This window comes from Pseudomonas sp. GW821-FHT07E12, from assembly GCF_058986605.1.
Genome location: NZ_JBYSVX010000027.1, coordinates 19,522 through 41,139 on the forward strand (window position 1 = coordinate 19,522; position 21,618 = coordinate 41,139).

Below are 21,618 nucleotides of genomic sequence, written 5' to 3' on the forward strand. Positions count from 1 at the left end.
TAGAGACGCCACCGGAGGGAACCGGCTGTCATGACCGCAACAAAGCGCAACTACACCGCACTGAGCGCCTTTGTTTTCTGCTTCTTCTTCGCCCAGGCGATGGCGATGTCGCTGCTGTCAATCTGGCTGACCCGCTCGCTGGGCCTCAACGGCACTCAGGCCGGCACGGTGTTCGCGGCCAACTTCATTGGAGCGATGTGCGCGCAGCCACTCTACGGCTACCTGTCCGACCGCATGGGGCTGCGCAAGGCCGTACCCGCCGGCATCGCCGTGCTGGTCGTGCTGTCCGGATTCTTCTTCAGCTTCGTGTACGCGCCGCTGCTCAAGTGGAATCTCGTGGCTGGCGCCATCGTCGGCGGCATCTACCTGGGCATCACCTTCATCGCCGGCAGCTACGCGTTGGAAAGCTACGTGGATCGCGTCGGGCGGAAGTACGGTTTCGAATACAGCCGCGTGCGCCTGTGGGGTTCGCTCGGCTTTGCCGCCGCCGCCTTCTTCTCCGGCCGTTTGTACAACATCGATCCCGGCATCAATTTTTACCTGGCCAGCATCGCCGGCCTGTTGCTGCTGCCGATCCTCGCCGTGGCGCGCATCGAAGCGAGTACCGCACAGCAAACCGCATCGCGACCGCTTACCCCGCGCGACTCCGCCGCGGTTCTGATGCAGCCGAGGTTCTGGGGCTTCATGGTGCTGATTCTGGGGGTGACCAACTTATACCTGGTCTACGACCAGCAGTTCCCTACCTATTTCTCTTCGCTGTTCCCCACGCAGGAAGCAGGCAACACGATGTTCGGCTACCTGAATTCGGCGCAGATATTCGTCGAAGCAGGCGGCATGTTCCTGGCACCGGCACTGGTACGCCGCATCGGCGCCACGCGCGGGCTGATGCTGGCCACGGGCATCATGATCGTGCGCATAGCGACTTCCGGAATGGCCATCGGGCCGCTGACCATTTCCGCGTGCAAGATGCTACACGCGGTCGAACTGCCGATTCTGGTGGTTTCCATCTTCCGCTACATCGCCCACCACTTCGAAGCGCGGCATGCGGCCGTCGTCTATATGGTCGGCGTCAGCTTCGGACATTCGATAGGGCTGGCCATCCTGTCGCCATTGGTCGGCATGAGCTATGACCTGATCGGCTTCCAGCACACCTACTTCCTCATCGCCGCGTTCGCGCTGGTGTTCTGGATCGCCTCGTGGTTCGCACTTTCTCCGACGCCTGCCGAATCCAGTGCCGCCCCACCCAGCACAGGCAACGCAAAAACGCTGGAATCAGAAGCCGCATGAATACTCCTGCCAATGGAATGTCTCACCTGCCGCAACAAGCGGAACTCGATGCGCTGCTCGCACGGGCACTGGCACGCCTGGATCGCGCCATGCCGCAATTCATCGATGCGTTTCCCGCGCCATCCAGCGAAGGCGGCGTCTACGCGCCGATCGGCAACATTGAATGGACCAACGGCTTCTGGACCGGAATGCTTTGGCTGGCCTGGGAGCTTACCGGCAAGGATACCTACCGCGCGGCGGCCGAGCGCGATATGCCATCGTTCCGCGATCGCCTGCAACATCGCATCGCCGTCGATCATCACGACCTCGGCTTCCTCTACTCCTTATCTGCTTGCGCCGCGTATCGACTGACCGGCAGCGAAGTCGATCGCGTTGCAGGGCTCGAAGCAGCGCAACTACTGTTGCAGCGCTATGACCCGATCGCCGAAGTGATCCAGGCCTGGGGCGACATGCGCGACCCGGCGCAACGCGGGCGCATGATCATCGACTGCAACCTCAACCTGCCGCTGCTGTTCTGGGCCAGCCGGGAAACCGGCGACCGGGCTTACTCGAATGCCGCTACGCGCCACCTGCGCCAGGCCGCGCGCCATCTTGTCCGTCCGGACGCGACGACTTTCCACACCTTCTACATCGACACCGCCACCGGACAGCCACTCCACGGTTCCACCCACCAGGGCCACGCCGACGACAGTTGCTGGGCGCGTGGGCAGGCCTGGGGTATCTACGGTTTCGCACTGGGTGCGCTGCACACCGGCGATGATGGGTATATCGAGCTGGCCGCACGGCTGGCCGACTATTTCCTCGACCACCTGCCGGCGGACGGGATCTGTTGCTGGGATCTGGTCTTCGCCGATAGCACCGTTCCGCGTGACAGCTCCGCCTCGGCGATCACCGCTTGCGGCCTGCTGGAATTGGCCAAGCTGTTGCCCCTCTCGGATCCACGCCGCGAGAAGTACAGTACCGCCGCGTGGCGCATGGTGCGCGAACTCGACGCGAATTACCTGGCCCCGCTGGAAGGATCCAACGCACTGTTGCTGCACGCGGTTTACCACATGCCCAATGGCATCGGCGTGGACGAGGCATGCATCTGGGGAGACTACTTCTATCTGGAAGCGCTGATGCGCCTCAGACGATTCTGGACCTCATACTGGAGCTAGCACGCTCCACGCGATGTCGAACGCCGCTGCCTTCAGGTTTTTTTGCGTCGATCGCGTTTCGATGTCGGCTTCAGCTCACCTTTGGCGATCAGTTTCAGGATGTCGTTGATCACCGCGGACATCGCGGCATGCGCGCCTGAATCGTCGCCTTTCCTGATCGCGTCGAGCACTTTGCGGTGCGCCGGGATGCTGGCCGTGTGCCCGCCGATCCTGTTGGTGAACTTGATCGAGAAGCTGAGTACCGTGTTGATCAGTTCATGCAACTGGATATAGAACGGGTTGCCGGTCGCGTCCAGGATGGCCACATGGAAGGCGACGTCGGATGCCAGGCTGTCATCGTCCCCGCTCTCGGCCGCGATCATGCGCTGCAGGCCACGCTCTATCCCCGCGATGGTATCAGGCGTCGCATTACGCGCTGCCAGCATCGCCGCGGTGGGTTCAATGCCCAGGCGCATTTCGGTCAGCGACTGGAACAACTCCAGTGAGAACTTGCGCTCCAGCAGCCAACGCAGCACATCCGCATCCAACATGCTCCAGTTGCGCTCCGGCTGCACAACGATGCCGCTGCGCGGACGTGCCGAGATCATGCCCTTTGCCGCCAGCATTTTGGTCGCCTCGCGGGTGATGCTGCGGCTGGTCCGGTACATCACGGAGATTTCAGCTTCGGTGGGGAAGTGCCCGGAACCGTACTTCCCGACCACGATCTCGCGTCCCAGCGCATCCAGCAATTGCCGCGTGAGCGTGCCATGAGCGGCCATCTGCAGTCGTTTGTTGGGTTCGCCTGTACTGATCAATCCGGTGCTCCGCAATTCATCGGGCAACGATAGCACAGCGTCTTTTGCCGCAATCCGGCACCCTGCCGAGACCGCAAGGTCGCGGGCCGCAACGAAACTGGCTGCCTCAGCTGGCTGTTCTGCTCACTCCGCCCGCACCGATCCGGCACCGATCGACCGGCTTCGCATCAGCGGGTGATTGTGGAAGGGACTTCCGTCCCGACAGGGCTCTACCGGCCAAGCGTCGGGACGGAAGCCCGTCCCACAACGATGCGCTTCAAATTGCGCCTATCTGCTGGCCCTGGCCGAGAGGAAATGGCTGACCCGGTTGCTGAAATTTCCGTGGAACACCCATGGCAATCCGTTGCAGCGGCTTCACCCAAGTGAAGCGATCGCCTGTTCCCAATCGCTGCCCGGGGCGACCGTGGCAAACCGGTAGGCGATGTGGCGTTCGAAGCGCCGGCCGGGGCGCAGGAAAGTGTCGGGAAAATTCACGCGATTGGGGGCATCGGGATAGCCCTGCGGTTCCAGGCACAGACCATGGCCCAAACCCGGATGATGCGCTTCGATGATCTGGCCGCCAAAGAAAATCACCGCCGGCGCATTGCTGTCGATGCGCATGACCACACCGCTGTGAGGCGAGTACAGCTCGGCGACGCGATCGGCGCCTTCGGCGAGTACCAGGCAGTGATCGTAACCACCGGCGGTAACGATCTGCTCATGTGCCGGATCGATGTTGCGCAACGGCGTCACCGCCTGGCGGAAGTCGAATGGCGTGTCCTGAACCGCAGCGATGCCGCCAAGCGGCAGCAGTTCGGCGTCCACCGGCAGATAACGGTCGGCCGCTACCCGCAGCCATTGTTCCGATGCGGGAATGGATGGATCACCGGACAGGTTGAAGTACGGGTGGTGGGTCGGATTGAATGGCGTGTCGGCATCACTGGTGGCGCTGAAATTCACATGCAGGGTGCGCCCCTGCACGCGGAGATCGGCGAACACTTCGACTCGGCCTGGATAACCGTTGTCGCCGTCTTCGGACACAAGGGTCAGCAGCACGCGGTCCGTGTCCTGTTCCAGTACCGTCCACAAACTCCAGCCAAAGCCCTCCTTGCCGCCGTGCAGATGGTTTTTTCCATCGTTGATGTCGAGCTGCTGTGTCTTGCCTTCGTGCGTGTATCGTCCGTTCGCGATCCGGCCGCCGAAACGCCCCACCAACACGCCCAGGCTGATCCGGTCGGCCAGATAGGCGGGCAGGTCTTGCAAGCCCAGCACCAGCGGTACGCAGCGGCCATCGACGTCCAGTCGCAACGAGCGAAGGATGCCGCCGTAGGTCAGTACTTCGGCTTCCAGCCCCGCATCACCGCGCAGGGTGAGCAGGTGTACGTCGCGGCCGTCGGGCAATTGGCCGAAAGGAACTTTCATCGGGTTTTCGATCATCTTTCCATATCTGATCAAGGGCGCGAATCTCGACTGCTTAAACTGCGAAAGCGGCCAAGTCAAGGCGCTGGGGGTCCGTCTCCACTTTCGTGCGAGTTCGTGATCGCGCTGGTGCCGGGCGCTTCGGCGGACTGAGGTTCACCCACCAACGGGGGCACGGTCGAGCGCGTCCGCCACTTCGTCCCAGCCCGCGTTGCGGCCGAGCACGCCGAAGCGGTATTCGATGCGGTGCAGGTAATCCTCGCCGGGACGCAGGATGGTGTTCGGGAATTCGGCGTGGTTGGGCGCGTCCGGGAACTGCTGTGGCTCCAGGCATACCCCGCGCCCGAGTTCGGGATGGCTGTTGTCGAGCATCTGCCCTTCGTACAGCTGCACCGCCGGCATCGAGCTGGTGAGCCGCATCGCCACGCCGCTGTGCGCTGAATACAGCTCAGCGGTGCAGGCTGCATATTCGGGATTGAGCACGAGACAGTGGTCGTAGCCCTTGCCCAGTGCGAGCTGCGGATCGTCGGCCATCCGCTTCGCATCCAGCGTGCGCGGGATGCGGAAATCGAACGGCGTGGCGTACACGTCGGCGATCTGACCGGTCGGAATAAGCGCCGCGTCCACCGGCAGGTAATGGTCGGCCTGTATGCGCAGCACCTGCGCGGCCGCCGGCACGAGCCTGTCCCCGGCCAGGTTGAAGTAGGGATGGTGGGTCAGGTTGATCGGGGTGGAAGCATCGGTGCGTGCCCGGTAGATCAGCTCCAGACGCTGGCCCTGCAGCCGGAACTCGGCAGTGACTTCGAGCGTGCCCGGATAACCCTCTTCGCCCGCCGGCGATACATAGCCGAGCAGCACGCGGTCGCGCGCCTGCTCCTGTACCTGCCACACCCTGTGCCCGAAGCCGCGAATGCCGCCATGCAGGTGGTTGGCGCCTTCGTTGCGACTCAATTGATGCTCGACACCATCGAGTACGAAGCGACCGCCGGCAATGCGGTTGCCGAAACGACCGACGAGGATGCCGAGGCTGTCGTGGTCGTCGAGGTAGGCAGGCAGATCCGGCAATCCGAGCACCACATCGAGATGCGCATCGCCGACCGGTATCTGCAACCGGCGCAGGATGCCGCCGTAGGTCAGCACCTCGGCGCGTAATCCATGGTCGTTTTCCAGCGTGATCGCATGGATCTGGGTGCCGTCCGGCAGTGTTCCGAAGTTACGCAGCATGGTTCCCGGCAGAGGTCTGTTCGCAACCACGCAGCATAGCCAGCCTGGCCGCCCCCATGCCATCCCAATGCGCGTATCGCGCGGCGACGAAAGTGCATCGCGAAGCGTGTCGAGGCGATGCGTCTGCGGACAAGAACATGGCGCATTGCACCATTGCAATACACATATGCATTGCCTGATTTAAATCATTAGTCGGTTATCTGTGCCTCCACTATTCTCCGTCCGCCGTCACATGACGGCCGTGGCAAACGGAAACACAAACCGGCCGTCCAGTGCGCCAACTCCGCACGGATACACAGACCGGCCCCGGATGCCGTGCGGCCGGCGCACCCCGCGCCGTTCCAGGCAACACAGCGGCCCGAGCAATTGCGCCCTGGCATCAACGAGACTCTGGGAGGGGTTCTACGCGATGAATATCGTGAGCAACAAGCGGCATGCGCCGCGCCTGATCGTGGCCGCCCTGCCGGCCGCCCTTGCCTTGGCACTGTCGCCCGGCGCATTCGCACAGCAGGCCGCCACATCCAGCAACGACGCCCGCTGCGCCGATGCGGGCAACACCGATCCCACGTGCCAGGCGCAGGCCGCCCAGCAATTGGACACGGTGGAAGTGCGCGGCGTGCGCGCCAGCATCGCCAGCGCGATCGCACTCAAGCAGAACAACCTCCAGATCACGGATTCGATCGTCGCCGAGGATATCGGCAAGCTGCCGGACAACAGCGTGGCGGCGGCCCTGCAGCGCGTCACCGGCGTGCAGGTCGCACGCGGTGCCGGCGAGGTCAACACGGTGCTGGTGCGCGGCCTGCCGGACGTGGTCACCACGCTCAACGGCCGCAACGTGTTCACCACCACCGGCCGCAGCATGGCGTTGGCGGACATCCCCGCCGACCTGCTGCAACGCGTGGACGTCTACAAGACCAGCGGTGCGGACAACATCGAAGGCGGCATCGGCGGGTTGATCGACGTGCGCCTGCGCCGCCCGTTCGACTTCGATGACGATTGGACCCTGGCCGGCAGCGCACGCGCGATCTACAGCCGCAACTCGGGCAAGTCCGATCCCAACGGCAGCCTCACCGGCAACAAGATCTGGAACACCGACGCCGGCAAGTTCGGGGTGATGGCGAGCGTGTCCTACCAGTCGCAGCGGTATCAGGAAAGCAATACGTTCGACGGCATCTACACACTGAAGGACAACCCGCTCGGCACCGGCGACCAGGTCTACATCCCCGACACGATCGGCTCGATCTACACCATCGGCGATCGCGACCGCCGCTCGGCGAACCTGACCTTCCAGTGGGCGCCGAACGAGAACACCGAGCTGTACTTCGAGAATTTCTACGTCGGCTACCGCAACGACAACCAGGTCAACTTCTGGATCCCGCTGCCGGTGCTGGTGAACTCCGACAACGTGGTCAGCCTGACCACCAAGCCGGGCACCAACGTCGCGCAGAGCATCGTCGCGCGCGATCTGTTCACGCTGACCAGCAACCAGGCCTACCGCAACACCTCGGATACCTACCAGAGCGCGATCGGCGGTAGCTGGAAGGGCGAACGGGTCAAGCTGTCCACCGACCTGGCCTACACCTACAGCAAGGCCTACACCCGCTATTTCATCCTCGACACTGCGTTCATCGCGCCGTTGACGACGATGACGTTCGACAACAACGGCTCCTCCAATGCCTCGGTGACGAACTACGACGGCAGCGCGTTCGACGTCGGCGATTCGTCCAAGTACTGGCTGCATCAGTACTACGACGGCTGGAGCCGCCAGGTCGGCAAGGACTGGTCGTGGAAGGGCGATGCCAACATCCAGGTCGATGCCGGTCCGTTCACCTTCATCGACGCGGGCTTCCGTGCGAGCCGGCGTGAAGCGGAGAACATTGCCGCCGATACCGGCGGGCGCACCAACATCAGCGGCACCACCGCGTTCGTCGATGACTTCCCCGGGCTGGCTTCGCTGACGCCCAACAATTTCCTCAACGGCAACCGCGCCACCTCGACCAACCAGTGGATGGTGGCCGATCGCGGCTACCTGCTCGCCAACTCGGCGGCGATCCGCGCGGCGATGGGCTATGACCCGGCTGAGCCGGCCGCCAACCCGACCTTGTACTTCAACGACAAGGAAGACACCTACGCCGCCTATCTGCAGGGCCGCTACTCGCTGCACATCGGCGACATGCCGCTGGACGGCGCGATCGGCGTGCGCGCGGTGAAGCTGGATTCCAAGCTGGCGGGCACCGAGGTGCTGGATGGCGTGCAGTCGCCGGTCAACATCGACAAGAGCGACAACGAGCTGCTGCCGAGCTTCAGCGCCAACCTCGGCATCCGCGACGATCTGCTGCTGCGGCTGTCCTACGGCAAGTCGATCACGCGTCCCGCGTTCGCCGCGCTCAATCCGCAGCTGACGCTGTTCCAGGCCACCGCGACAGTGGCGGCCAACGGCAGCGGCGGCAATCCGAACCTGGACTCGGTCAAGTCGGACAACGCGGACCTGTCTCTGGAGTGGTACTTCCACCCCGGTTCGCTGCTGTCGCTGGCGGCGTTCCATCGCAGCATCGACGGCTACATCCAGACCTACGCCAGTGACGAGGTCATCGATGGCGTGACCTATTCGGTCAGCCGCCCGCGCAACACCGGTCACGGCAAGCTCAAGGGCGTGGAAGTGGCCTACACCCAGTTCTATGACTTCCTGCCCGGCTGGCTGTCCGGTTTCGGCACGCAGCTCAACGCCACCTTCATCGATGCGGCCACGCAATCGCCGACCGGCGAGATGCAGGATCTGGTCAACGTGTCCAAGCGTGCCTACAACGCGGTGCTGATCTATCAGAACGGCCCGTTCTCCAGCCGCCTGGCCTACAACTGGCGCAGCAAGTACGCGCTCAGCTACACCGCCAGCGGTGACCAGCCGCAATCGATCTACGTCGCGCCGATCGATTCGCTCGATTTCGCGATGAGCTACGACCTCGACAGGAACCTGACGGTTTCGGTGGAAGCCACCAACCTGCTCGACACCGTCACCCGCAATTATTTCGGCAATCAATCGCTGTTCCCGCGCGATGTCGGGGTCATGGAACGGACGTTCTCGATCGGTCTGCGGTTCCGCTTCTGATACCAGGGTGGCCGGCCACAGCGCCGGCCACCGGTAGCCACCACACATCCCCCGCACCACGCTTGCTGCTCGACACCCAGGAGAGAGGGTTTGACGCAATGAAGAGTGCATCACCGGCGCACCCGCGCCTTTCGCGCGCCGTGCTTCCCGCGGCGCTGGCCATCGCACTGGCCGCTTCCGCCTCCATCGCCCATGCACAACAGGCCTCCACGAGCGACGAAGCGCTGATCTGTCCCACCACCGAAAATCCGCAGGCGCCTTGCCCCGCCAAACCCGCCGAGGATGCGGTCGAGCTGGACAAGGTCGAGGTCCGTGGCGTGCGCGGCAGCCTGATCAGCGCGCAGGCGATCAAGCAGAGCACACGCCAGGTGGTCGACGCGATCGTCGCCGAAGACATCGGCAAGTTCCCGGACAACAATGTGGTCGAGGCCCTGCAGCGCGTCACCGGCGTGCAGACCACCGGCCGTGGCGGCGGCGAGGTATCCACGGTCACGATCCGTGGCCTCGGCGATGTGTCCACCACCATCAACGGCCGCCAGATGTTCACCTCGACCGGGCGTTCGGTGGCACTGGCGGACATTCCCGCCACGCTGCTGTCGGAAGTCATCGTCTACAAGACCCGTTCGGCCGATCTGGTCGAAGGCGGCATCGCCGGGCAGATCGATGTGCGCACCCATCGCCCGTTCGATTTCGAGGGCGCCAAGGTGTCGGTGGCGGCGCGTGGCATCTACGCCACCCATGCCGAGAAGACCGATCCGAATCTCAGCGCCTTGTTCAGTGACCGCTGGAACACCGATGCCGGCGAGTTCGGCGCGCTGCTCAACGTGTCGTGGGCCAAGACCCACTATCGCGACGAGAACATCTGGAACGGCTCGTCCGATCCGTACTACGCCAGCAACTACCAGCGCATCCCGGAGTTCAACGCCGATGGCAGCGTGATCGTCGATCGCGGCACGCCGATTTCCACTGCCGCCGGATCGACGGTGAACGTCGGCGGCGTGCCGACCGAGTACGTGCTGCTGCGCGATGCGATGGGCGGCTGGAACCGCTTCGGCGTGCGTGAGCGGCCGGCCGCGAACCTGGCCCTGCAGTTCCGTCCCAACGACTGGTCGGAGTATTTCTTCGAGGCGTTCTACAACGGCTATCGCAACACCGACTCCAACTCGCTGCTGTTCGCCTTCGTCAACAATCCGGACCGCTACCAGGACTCGGTGCTGTATCCAGGCACCAACGTGGTGAAGGAAAACTACGTCAACAACCCGTACATCTTCTCCAGCACCCAGGCGCGTACCGGCAAGACAGATACCTTCCATTACGCGCTGGGCGGCAAGTGGCAGTTCACCGATCGTTTCAAGGTGAACTCGGAAGTGGTGTACCAGACCTCCAAGTACGAGTGGTTCAACCAGATCCAGGACATGGGCAGCGTGCGCTACCGGTTGGCGGTGGATTTCAACCACAACGGCACCGGTACGCCGTCGCTGCTGTTCCCGGACAATCCGGCCACCGCCGACATCGACGAGAGCGACCTGACCAACCCGCAGGGCTGGAATCTGGCATGGCACTTCGACCAGCACGGCGTGGACAAGGGGGATGCGCTGACCTGGCAGACCGATGCGGAATACTCGCTCGACAGCGGCTTCTTCGAGAACCTGAAGTTCGGCATCCGCCTGGATCGGCGCACCGCCACCTCGCAAGCCGGCGACCGCTCCGCCGATTGCTTCGCGGTACCGAGCTGCGCGGCCAGTGCGGCGGTGTCCGATCACAGCGAGCTGTATCGCACCACGCCGTTCCAGTTCTTCAGCGGCAATGCGACCTTCCCGCGCCAGTGGATCGTCGCCGACTACGACTACCTGTTGTCGCATCCGGATGAAATGCGGGCGCTGTACGGCTTCTCCTCCGGCATGCCGGCCTACGATCCGGCACGCTACTTCGATATCGAGGAGCGTACCTACGCCGGTTATCTGCAGACCGATTTCAGCCAGGATCTGCCGGTCGGCACGCTCGACGGCCAGGTCGGTGTGCGCGTGGTGCGCACCGAAACCGAACTCGGCTACAACACGCTGGTGACCGACTGGCAGGCCAGCAACCTGAGCAAATCGCGTACCGACGTGCTGCCCAGTGCGGTGGTGCGCTGGCATCCCAACGACAAGCTGATGCTGCGCCTGGCCTATGGCGAGACCATCAGCCGCCCGTCGTTCGGCCAGCTCAATCCTGCGATGGTGCTGACCCCGCCCTCCTCCACCAACGCCACCTTCGGCTACGCCAGCAGCGGCAACCCGAACCTGAAACCGGTGGAAGCCAAGACGCTGGATCTGGCGCTGGAGTACTACTTCAACGAGAGCAACAGCATCTACGGCGTGGTGTTCAAGCGCGACGTGGACGGTTTCATCTTCAATGCCGACCGCACTATCCAGGTCACCGACCGCACGCCGGCGCTCAACGGCAACTACGTGCTGACCTCGCCGCAGAACGCGGGTTCGGGCCAGTTGAACGGCGTGGAGCTGGGCTTCCAGTATTTCCTCGGCGATACGCTGCCGGACTGGATGCATGGCTTCGGCATCCAGGGCAACTACACCTGGATCGATGCCGACTCCAAGGACCCGATCTACGACGAAGCCGACTCCACCCGGTTGCTTGGCTACCGCACCAATCCGGTGGTGGGCGTGTCCGACTGGTCCTACAGCGTGGTGCTGATGTACGAACGCGGCAAGTTCGGTTCGCGGCTGTCGTATGTCGATCGCGACAAGTTCCTGACCGGCTACAACTATTGCTGCTCGATGCCGACCCAGGTGTGGTCGCGCGGCGAGGCCTCGATGGATTTCCAGCTCAGCTATCAAGTGACGCCGTCGTTGATGCTGACCTTCGATGCCACCAACATCACCAACGAGAAATACCAGGACTACTACGGCAATTCGACGTTGTTCAACCTCGGCACCAATATCTACAGCCGTACCTACGCGCTCGGATTGCGCTACCAGTTCTGATCCGGCACGGTGGCGGTCCCGGCCGCCACGCTTTCCAGCCTTCGCTAACGGCGGGCCACCACCCGCCACGCATTTACAGGAGACATGCGCATGCACCTTCCAGGACAGACACTTCTTCGCAAACCCCGACGACTGTCGCTGCTGCTGAGCGCCCTGGCCCTGGCCAGCGGCGTGGCTTCCGCCGCCGACGTCAGCGTGCAAGGCACGCTGCGTGCCGATCAGCCCGGCCCTGAGGTATCGCGCCAGTTGTTCGGCCAGTTCGCCGAGCATCTGGGCACCGGCATCTATGGCGGTGTCTGGGTCGGCCCGGATTCGAAGATCCCCAACACACGTGGCTACCGCAACGACGTGGTGGCCGCACTGAAGGCGATCGCGGTGCCCAACGTGCGCTGGCCCGGCGGCTGCTTCGCCGATGAATACCACTGGCGCGACGGCATCGGCCCGCGCGAGCAGCGCCCGACCAGCGTCAACACGCACTGGGGCGGCGTTGAGGAACCCAACAGCTTCGGCACGAATGAGTTCATGGATTTCACCGAGCTGCTCGGCACCGATGCGTATGTAGCCGGCAACGTGGGCGACGCCTCGCCGGACGAGATGGCGCAGTGGGTCGAGTACATGACCGCGCCGACCCGTTCGACCCTCGCCAACGAGCGTCGCAAGAACGGACGCCAACAGCCGTGGAAGGTGCCGTACTTCGGCGTCGGCAACGAGCTGTGGGGCTGCGGCGGCAACATGCGCCCGGAATACGCTGCGGACCTGTACCGCCGCTACCAGACCTTCGTGAAGGCACCGGCCGACCAGAAGATCCTCAAGATCGCGCCCGGCGCCAACAGCGACGACTACAACTGGACCGAAGTGATGATGCGCGAGGCCGGCAAGTACATGGACGGCCTGAGCATGCATTACTACACCGTCCCGGGTGGTTGGCCGCCGAAGGCGTCCTCGACCGATTTCGACGAGGCCGCGTGGATCCAGACGCTCTCCGGTGCACTGCATATGGATGAGCTGATCCGCAAGCACAGCGCGATCATGGACAAGTACGACCCGGACAAGAAGGTCGCACTGGTGGTCGACGAATGGGGCACCTGGTACGGCGGTCTGCCGGGGGTGAATCCGGGCTTCCTGCACCAGCAGAACACGCTGCGCGACGCGCTGGTGGCCTCGCTGACGCTGGATGTGTTCGTCCAGCATGCCGATCGCGTGCGCATGGCCAACATCGCGCAGATGGTCAACGTGCTGCAGGCCATGATCCTGACCGATGGGTCAAAGATGCTGTTGACGCCGACCTATCACGTGTTTGCGATGTACAAGCCGTTCCAGGATGCGACCTTCCTGCCGTTGCAGATCCAGTCACCCGAGTATCGGCACGCCGACCTCACGGTGCCGGCGGTGCATGGCTCAGCGGTGAAGGCCAAGGACGGGCACGTCTATGTCGCGCTGACCAACCTCGACCCGAATCGCTCCGCACAGGTGAAGGTCAAGGTGGACGGCGACGGCCAGGCGCGCAGCGTCAGCGGCCAGATCCTGACCGCACCGGCGATCACCTCGCTCAACACCTACGACAAGCCCGATGCCGTGAAGCCGCAGCCGTTCAGCGGTGCCACGCTCAACGGCGGCACGCTGCAGGTCGCGTTGCCGGCCAAGGCGATCGTGGTGTTGCAACTGCAATAACGCCACAGGACCGGGCGCCGCACGCGGCGGTGCCCGGTCCCCAGGCGGTGCGGCTTCTGCAATGGACGCCGCACACTGTTTCGCTCCTCCCCCTGTCATCGCCGCGTAGATCGTTACCTGTGTGCCCTGCTTGGGCGCCACACTCCGGGAGAGAGCCACCTTGTCCAGATCCGTCCTCGCGATCGGCGCTGCTGCGCTGTTCGCGTTCGTTCCCCTGCTCGCCAGCGCGGCGTCCGCCAACACCTCGAACGTACGGCCGACACCGCCACAGCAGGTCGATGACACCGTCCACACCGGCGCCACCGCGCCGTGGCTGCGCACGTGGAACCGGCCGCCGCCGGGCAGACCGCTGCCGCCCTATTTCGAGGATGTCTCGGTCCACGACCCGGCGATCATCAAGGCCGATGGCCATTACTACATCTTCGGCTCACACCTGGCTGCCGCGCGCAGTGACGATCTGATGAGCTGGCAATCGATCGCCGATGGCGTCAGCGCGCAGAACCCGCTGTTCGACAATGTGCTCACCGAACTTGCGGACACCTTCGCCTGGGCGCAGAGCAACACGCTTTGGGCGCCGGACGTGATCCGCCTCGGCGATGGTCGCTATTACATGTACTACAACGCCTGCAGGGGCGATTCGCCGCGTTCGGCACTGGGTGTGGCGGTTGCCGACAAGCCGGAAGGCCCGTATCGCAATCTCGGCATCCTGCTGCGCTCGGGCATGTGGGGTCAGCCCAGTGAGGATGGCCGCATCTACGATGCGCTGATTCATCCCAATACGGTCGATCCGGCCGTGTTCTTCGATACGCAGGGCAGGCTGTGGATGGTCTACGGCTCGTACTCCGGCGGCATTTTCATCCTGCAGATGGACGCACAGACCGGTCGGCCGCTGCCCGGCCAGGGTTACGGCAAGCACCTGATGGGCGGCAACCACAGCCGCATCGAAGGCGCGACGGTGAAGTACAGCCCGGAGACCGGTTGGTACTACCTGTTCACCTCGTTCGGCGGTCTTGCCTCGGACGGTGGCTACAACGTCCGCGTGGCGCGCTCGCGCACCCCTGACGGCCCCTATCTCGATGGCCGCGGCAACGACATGGCCGAGGTCAAATCCAATCCCGCGCTGCCACTGTTCGACGACGTCAGCATCGCGCCGTACGCGCAGAAGGTGATCGGCAATTTCCTGTTCGACCGCAAGCTCGGCGAACCCGGAACAGGCACCGGCCAGGGCTACGTATCGCCCGGCCATAACAGCGTCTATCGCGATCCGCACACCGGCCGCTGGTTCCTGGTGTTCCACACCCGCTTCCCCGGACGTGGCGAGGCCCATCAAGTGCGCGTGCACGAGATGTTCCTCAATGACGACGGCTGGCCGGTGGTGGCGCCCTACCGCTATGCCGGACAGACGGCACGCCCGGTGCAACGACAGGAAATCCCCGGCGACTACAAGCTGGTCGTACATGAAAAGCCCATCAGCGCGGCGTTGCCGACCTCACGCGATGTGACGCTGAACGTGGACGGACGCATCACCGGTGCAATCACTGGACGCTGGCGCCTGCACGGCCATGACCGGCTCACACTCGAACTGGATGGCAGTCGCCAGGAAGGCGTGTTGTCATGGCAATGGAACGAGACCGCACAAGAGTACGCACTGACCTTCACCACCATCTCGCTCGACGGCATCTCGCTCTGGGGCAGCCGCCTGCCACCGCGCACTACGGCGCAAGCGTTGAACGACATCCTGGCCGACATCGATCTGCCGGCACCCACCGTCATCAACCTGGATCTACCGACACAGGCGATGCGCGGCGCAAGCGTGAGCTGGCACTCCTCGGACTCGCGCTGGATCGACGACAGCGGCCACGTCACCCGTCCCGAACCCGGACAGAGCGATCGCACCGTTCAGTTGTCGGCCACCGCGCAGTTACGCGGTGCCAGCGCCACCCGCGTGATCCCGGTGACAGTGCGAGCACGCCGCAGCGATGGCTTGGTCGCGCATTACCGCTTCGACGGCAACCTGTCCGACGCCAGCGGCCAGCGCGAAGCCGGCACCATCGCCGGCGCCCTGATCGACGCACCCGGTGGCAAGATCGACTACCTGCCAGGCATCTCGGGCAAAGCCGCACATTTCGACGGCGCCAGCGGCATACGCCTGCCACCCGGCCTGATCCAGGGCAACCACTACAGCGTGGCGTTCTGGTTCAACGCCGAAGCACTGGACACCTTCACCCCGACTTTCTTCGGCGCACGCGATGCCGATCACTGGATCAGCTTCCTGCCGATGGGGCATGCCGGCGTTGGCGGCGACGCGATGCTGTGGTCAGGCACTGCCTGGTACGACGCAGGCCTGGGCATGAAGGCACAGACCGGCCGTTGGACGCATGTCGCTTTCAGTGTCGATGCGGGACAGGTACGCATCTACGTTGATGGCCAACTTCGCTATTCCGGCAGCAACTTCCCGGATGTTTTCGACGCCACGAACGGCGCGTTCAGCCTGGGAACGAACTGGTGGGATGCGCCGTATCGCGGATCGATCGACGAACTACGTGTGTATGACGTAGCGCTGGATGCGGCGCAGGTACAGGTCCTGGCGCAACCGTAGGTTCTCAGTTCGTTACACAGCCCCATTGCCACCTCGGTAATGGGGGGGTTGCGGTTGCGGTTGCGGTTGCGGTTGCGGTTGCCGTTGCCGTTGCCGTTGCCGTTGCCGTTGCTCGTGATTTTGCCTTTGCAGTTGCCCTGGACTTTGACTTACCCGGGGCCCCCATCCGCAGCGACGGAGCCAGCGGGAAAAACCCGAAGGGCGACGTGCATGGATGCACGTCGTTTTCTGCCGCGGCATGGATGCCGCGTCAGAAAATCCCGCTGGCGCAGTGCACCCGTAGCGCAGCGAAGGGCGCGAGGACTGGGGCGTGTTTCTTTGGGTTACGTTTCTTTGCACGAGCAAAGAAAGGTGACTCGCTCCGTAGGAGCGAAAGCCTTGGCTGTTGCTGTTGCTGTTGCTGTTGCTTTCAACAAAAAATCAAACGCAAGAGCAGCGGAGCCCCGAAAAATGGATGCAAGGACAAGCTCCGTTCTACGAGGTCACCGCCATCTGCACGAACGTCCATGGATCCCCGCGTTCGCGGGGATGACGGTAGATAGATGGCGTGAACAACGCTCGATCGTTTCGAAGGGGATTCCGGGTAAAGCTCCTCGCGACTGAAGTCGCTCCTACAAAAAACAACTCGAACAAAATCACCCAAGCCGCGCGCGAAAACTCCGCAACCGCAACGCATTCCCCACCACAAACACACTAGACAAAGCCATCGCCCCCGCCGCAATCATCGGCGACAACAACATCCCATTGAACGGATACAACACCCCCGCCGCCACCGGAATCAACGCAACGTTGTAGCCAAACGCCCAGAACAGGTTCTGGCGAATATTGCGCAACGTCGCCTGCGAAATCGCGATCGCATTGACCACCCCACGCAGATCGCCCGACATCAGCACCACATCCGCCGACTCGATCGCGATATCGGTGCCGGTGCCAATCGCGATACCGACATCCGCCTGCGCCAACGCAGGGGCATCGTTGATGCCATCGCCCACATAGGCAATACGTCCACCGGCCCCCAGCTGCCGCAATGCCTCGACCTTGCCCGCCGGCAACATCTCGGCACGCACCTCATCGATACCCAACTGGCGAGCGACCGCTTCGGCAGTGGCACGCTGGTCGCCGCTGATCATCGCCACGCGCAGGCCCAGCGCATGCAGCGCCGCGATCGCTTCCGGCGTACCCGGCTTGATCGGGTCCGCCACCGCCAATAGCGCCGCGAGGCGGCCGTCGATGGCAGCGAACAACGGCGTGCGGGCTTGCATGCCCAGCGCTTCCACCTCATCGGCGAAAGCATCGGTTTCGAAGCCCAAGCGATGCATGTAGCGATCCGCACCGACCTCGACACGTCGCCCCTGCACCCACGCACGAACGCCGTAACCGGGCTCGGCGACAAAGTCGCCGGGCGGCGCCAGTGTCAGCCCCCGCTCTCCCGCCTCCGTCACGATCGCGTGCGCGATCGGATGTTCGGAGCCGGATTCGACCGCCGCGACCAACGCCAGCACATCGTTCTCGACGAAACCCGGCGTCACGCGCAGATCGGTGAGCGTCGGCTTGCCGCGCGTCAGCGTGCCGGTCTTGTCGAACGCGATCACGCGCACCTCGCGCAGGCGCTGCAACGCATCGCCACGTCGGAACAACACACCCAGTTCTGCCGCGCGACCAGTACCGACCATGATCGACACCGGCGTCGCCAGCCCCATCGCGCAGGGGCAGGCAATGATCAGTACCGCAACTGCGTTGACCAGTGCCAAGCCGAGCGATGGCGCCGGTCCGAGCAGCAGCCACACCACGAAGGTCAACAGCGCCGCCACCATCACCGCCGGCACGAACACGCCAGTGACGCGGTCCAGCTGTGTCTGGATCGCCAGCTTGGCGCCCTGCGCCTGCTCGACCATCCGCACGATCTGCGCCAGCACCGTATCGGCGCCCACGCCGGTCGCGCGCACGCGCAGCACACCGTTGCCGTTGACCGTGCCACCGATCACACGCTCGCCAGGCCGTTTTGCAACCGGCGCCGGCTCGCCACTGAGCATCGATTCGTCGAGGTACGACTCGCCTTCGATCACCTCGCCGTCGACCGGCATGCGTTCACCCGGTCGCACCTGTACCTCGTCGCCAGCCTGCACCTGCATCAGTGACAACTCGACGAAAGCCCCCTCGTGCAGTACCCGTGCGGTGCGTGGTTGCAGCCCGGTGAGACGCCGGATCGCGTCGGAGGTACGCCCGCGTGCGCGCGCCTCCAGCCAACGCCCGAGCAGTACCAGCGTCACGATCACCGCCGCCGCTTCGAAATAAACGTGGTCGGTCCCAGCCGGCAGCACACCGGGCGTGAAAGTCGCCACGCTCGAATACACCCAGGCCGCACCGGCACCGACCATCACCAATGTGTTCATGTCCGGCGCGCGATGTCGCAATGAAGCCATGCCGCGGCGGAAGAAACTGCGCCCCGGCCACGCCAGCACCAACGTCGCCAACACGAACTGCAACAACCGCAGCGGCTGTTCGCCGAACACATGCAACTGCCAGTGATGGAACGCCGGCAGCAGATGCCCGCCCATTTCCAGCACCGCCAGCGGTGCCGCCAGCAAAGCTGCGAGCAGCAGTGCACGTCGCAATCCATCGGTCTCACGCTGGCGCGCCTGCGCCTCGCGATCGGGCATAGCGCCGGTCTCGTCAAGGCGATGGCTCGAATAACCCGCCTCGCTCACGGCCGCCTCCAGGTCGCCCAAGCTGGCGACGCCTTCACGCAACCGCACCTGCGCCCGACCGGTAGCCAGGTTCACCGAGGCCGAGACCACACCCGGCACGCTGTTCAGCGCCTTCTCGACATGCGCCACACAGGAAGCGCAGGTCATGCCATCTACGCCCAGCCCGACCTCGCCCAGCGGCACCTCGTAACCGGCTTCCTCAACCGCCGCGACCACCGCGTCCGGATCCGGACGGCCGGAAAACTGCACGTCGGCGCGGCCGGTAGCCAGGTTCACCTGCACCGCATCCACGCCCGGCACCCGGCCGATCGCCTTCTCGACGTGACTGACGCACGAGGCACAGGTCATGCCCTCCACCGCCAGATGCAGGGCGGAGGACGCGCCACGCGCGTGCGCCGGACTGGGTGGGGTCATTACTTGCGGATCCTCGTTCATGGTGTGCGCATGATGAACCTTCCCCCTGCCGATGAGGTCAACTTCGAACCGGCCGATCTTGACCTCGCCATCCCCGCGGAGGCCAACTTACCGCCATCCCAGAGGAACATCCCCCGATGATCACCTACACCATCGACAACATGACCTGCGGCAACTGTGTCCGCCACATCACTCGTGCCGTACACACCATCGCCCCGGAAGCGAAGGTCGATGCCGACCTGCCAAGCCACACCGTGCGCATCGAGACCAACGCGGATGAAGTTGCGATCCGCCAAGCGGTTACTGAGGCCGGATACGCACCGCGCTGAGATCGGCAAGGTTCAAGGCAGAAGCGCAGGTGGAGGTAATGCCTTTGCCTTTGCCTTTGCCTTTGCCGTTGCCGTTGCCTTTGCCGTTGCCGTTGCCGTTGCTGTTGCTGTTGCTGTTGCTCGTGATTTTGCCTTCGCCTTTGGCTCTACCGGGGCCCCTGCCGCAGCGGCGGAGACGGCGGGAATAACCCGAAGGGCGACGCACATGGATGTGCGTCATTTTCTGCCGCGGCATGGATGCCGCGTCAGAAAATCCCGCCGGCTCCGCGAACCCGTAGCGCAGCGAAGGGCGCGTAGGCGGGGTGTGCTTTCTTTTGGTTACTTTTCTTTGCACAAGCAAAGAACAAGTGACTCGCTCCGAAGGAGCGAAAGCCTTGGCTTTTGCCGTTGCCGTTGCCGTTGCTTTTGCCGTTGCCGTTGCAGCCACTGCAACGTCAAACGCAAGAAGCAACGTCCCTGGATGATCAGCCTTCGGCTGCTGAAAAGCGCTTCCCGCTTTCGCGGGAATGACGGTAGAGAGAGTGCGCGGGAAGTGAGATGCGCAGGAAGTGAGAGATGCCTCCCATGGTGCAGCCCCCACCTTCTCCGGGCGACTTGAAGTTCAAGCAATACAGCCCACCGGGAAAACCAGCCCGCCCACAGCCCCCGACTCCCAGCCCCGAACAAGCCAACCATCGCCTGCCCCCATCCCAACGCCTCCACCTCAGCCACTGCACGAATTTGCACGATAAATCACGATTGCGTTTAATATCGTCCAATGAACCAGGAAACCAAGCATGACCCGGCAACAGTGGCGATCCCCCAAACCACCACCGCCGCCATCCACTCCACCCGCACCATGTTCCTGCTCTCCGGCATCGCCATGTCGGCCTGGGCCCCGATGGTCCCCTACATCAAGGCCAGGTTCGCCCTGGACGCCGGGCAACTCGGCCTGATCCTGCTCGCATTCGGTGCCGGCTCGATGCTCGCCATGCCGTTGGCCGGCCTGCTCAGCCACCGCTTCGGCAACCGCCGCGTGATCGTGACCAGCGCATTGGCGCTGTGCCTGGCGCTACCGGCGCTGGCACTCGCACCGACCGTGCCGACGCTGGTGCTGGCCCTGCTCTATTTCAGCGGGGCACTCGGCGCGCTCAACGTGGCGATGAACGCACACGGGGTCGAAGTCGAGAAACACGCCGGGCGCGCGGTGATGTCCAGTTTCCATGGCGCCTTCAGCATCGGCGGACTGCTCGGGGCCAGCGCCATGAGCGGCCTGTTGCTGATGCACCTGTCATTGCCGCCGAGCGCGCTGTTGATGTCGGCCCTGCTGCTGGTCCTGCTGCTGTGGCAGCGCGGCGGCCTGCTGGTGCAGGCGCCACCGGCGGCCGATTCGGTACCGCTGCGGCTGCCACACGGCCCGGTGCTGGTGCTGGCTGCGTTCTGTTTCATCGTGCTGATGGCCGAGGGCGCGATGCTGGACTGGAGCGCGCTGCTGCTCAACGAGCATCACGGTGTGCCTGCCACCACCGCCGGGCTCGGCTACGCCGCGTTCTCGGTGGCGATGGCGGCCGGCCGGCTCACCGGTGACCACCTGGTCAGCCGGTTGGGGCCGGTGCGCATCGTGACGATCGGAGCCGGTATAGCCGGTGCCGGCCTGCTGCTGGCCACACTGACCACCGCACCGCTGGCCGGGCTGCTCGGTTGCGTGCTGACCGGTCTAGGCGCCTCCAACCTGATCCCGGTGATCTTCGGCAGCGCCGGTCGCCTGCCGGGTACCTCGCCGGCGGTCGCGCTGGCTACCCTTACCACCCTCGGCTACGCCGGCCTGCTGGCAGGACCGGCCCTGATCGGCCTGCTCGCCCACGCCAGCAGCCTGCCGATCGCGCTGACCGCAGTGGCGGCACTGCTGTTGCTGGTAATGACCGGCGCGCGCCTGGTCCGCCGCTGAAACCCGCACTGGAACCCATC

Annotated in this window: 13 protein-coding genes; 8 read left to right on the top strand and 5 right to left on the bottom strand. The window is 64.1% G+C overall.

From position 1 onward, the window contains the following. Positions 1–30: 30 nt before the first annotated feature. Both AC3WJE_RS14575 and AC3WJE_RS14580 read left to right on the top strand, forming a co-directional pair. Entirely contained in the window at positions 31–1,287 is a 1,257-nt protein-coding gene (locus tag AC3WJE_RS14575; RefSeq protein ID WP_493731538.1) for an oligosaccharide MFS transporter, read from the top strand. After that, a complete protein-coding gene (locus AC3WJE_RS14580) occupies positions 1,284–2,444 on the top strand; it encodes a glycoside hydrolase family 88 protein (protein WP_493731539.1) in 1,161 nt (386 codons plus the stop codon). Before AC3WJE_RS14575 ends, AC3WJE_RS14580 begins: the two co-directional genes overlap by 4 nt. 32 nt (positions 2,445–2,476) lie before the next feature. On the opposite strand, the gene AC3WJE_RS14585 is transcribed toward AC3WJE_RS14580, so the two are convergent. The 3 genes from AC3WJE_RS14585 to AC3WJE_RS14595 all read right to left on the bottom strand — a co-directional run bounded on the left by AC3WJE_RS14585 (position 2,477) and on the right by AC3WJE_RS14595 (position 5,860). Further along, positions 2,477–3,238, bottom strand: a complete 762-nt coding sequence (locus AC3WJE_RS14585) for a FadR/GntR family transcriptional regulator (protein WP_493731540.1) — start codon at positions 3,236–3,238, stop codon at positions 2,477–2,479. A gap of 354 nt (positions 3,239–3,592) precedes the next feature. Next, entirely contained in the window at positions 3,593–4,717 is a 1,125-nt protein-coding gene (locus tag AC3WJE_RS14590; protein WP_493731541.1) for an aldose epimerase family protein, read from the bottom strand. Between the two features lie 75 nt (positions 4,718–4,792). Beyond that, the gene (locus AC3WJE_RS14595) at positions 4,793–5,860 is read right to left on the bottom strand and encodes an aldose epimerase family protein (RefSeq protein ID WP_493731542.1); all 1,068 of its coding nucleotides are present in this window, start codon (positions 5,858–5,860) and stop codon (positions 4,793–4,795) included. A gap of 409 nt (positions 5,861–6,269) precedes the next feature. Here AC3WJE_RS14595 and AC3WJE_RS14600 point away from each other — a divergent pair, with 409 nt between their 5' ends. From AC3WJE_RS14600 to AC3WJE_RS14615, 4 genes are all read left to right on the top strand, one after another. Continuing rightward, on the top strand, positions 6,270–8,966 hold the full coding sequence (locus AC3WJE_RS14600; protein WP_493731543.1) for a TonB-dependent receptor: 2,697 nt from the start codon (positions 6,270–6,272) through the stop codon (positions 8,964–8,966). Between the two features lie 98 nt (positions 8,967–9,064). Next, a complete protein-coding gene (locus AC3WJE_RS14605) occupies positions 9,065–11,950 on the top strand; it encodes a TonB-dependent receptor (protein ID WP_493731544.1) in 2,886 nt (961 codons plus the stop codon). Positions 11,951–12,040: 90 nt separating this feature from the next. Further along, positions 12,041–13,621, top strand: a complete 1,581-nt coding sequence (locus AC3WJE_RS14610) for an alpha-N-arabinofuranosidase (RefSeq protein ID WP_493731545.1) — start codon at positions 12,041–12,043, stop codon at positions 13,619–13,621. A gap of 160 nt (positions 13,622–13,781) precedes the next feature. Then, on the top strand, positions 13,782–16,220 hold the full coding sequence (locus tag AC3WJE_RS14615) for a family 43 glycosylhydrolase (protein ID WP_493731546.1): 2,439 nt from the start codon (positions 13,782–13,784) through the stop codon (positions 16,218–16,220). A gap of 635 nt (positions 16,221–16,855) precedes the next feature. On the opposite strand, the gene AC3WJE_RS14620 is transcribed toward AC3WJE_RS14615, so the two are convergent. Next, positions 16,856–19,342, bottom strand: a complete 2,487-nt coding sequence (locus AC3WJE_RS14620; protein WP_493731547.1) for a heavy metal translocating P-type ATPase — start codon at positions 19,340–19,342, stop codon at positions 16,856–16,858. A 137-nt stretch (positions 19,343–19,479) separates the two neighbouring features. Here AC3WJE_RS14620 and AC3WJE_RS14625 point away from each other — a divergent pair, with 137 nt between their 5' ends. Then, positions 19,480–19,671, top strand: a complete 192-nt coding sequence (locus tag AC3WJE_RS14625) for a heavy-metal-associated domain-containing protein (RefSeq protein WP_493731548.1) — start codon at positions 19,480–19,482, stop codon at positions 19,669–19,671. Here AC3WJE_RS14625 and AC3WJE_RS14630 read toward each other — a convergent pair. After that, positions 19,643–20,098 (bottom strand): hypothetical protein, encoded by a 456-nt coding sequence (locus tag AC3WJE_RS14630; RefSeq protein ID WP_493731549.1) that lies wholly within the window; start codon positions 20,096–20,098, stop codon positions 19,643–19,645. The two genes, AC3WJE_RS14625 and AC3WJE_RS14630, sit on opposite strands and share 29 nt — an antisense overlap. A gap of 330 nt (positions 20,099–20,428) precedes the next feature. On the opposite strand from AC3WJE_RS14630, the gene AC3WJE_RS14635 reads away from it, so the two are divergent. Continuing rightward, the gene (locus AC3WJE_RS14635) at positions 20,429–21,598 is read left to right on the top strand and encodes an MFS transporter (RefSeq protein WP_493731550.1); all 1,170 of its coding nucleotides are present in this window, start codon (positions 20,429–20,431) and stop codon (positions 21,596–21,598) included. The last annotated feature ends 20 nt before the right edge of the window (positions 21,599–21,618 follow it).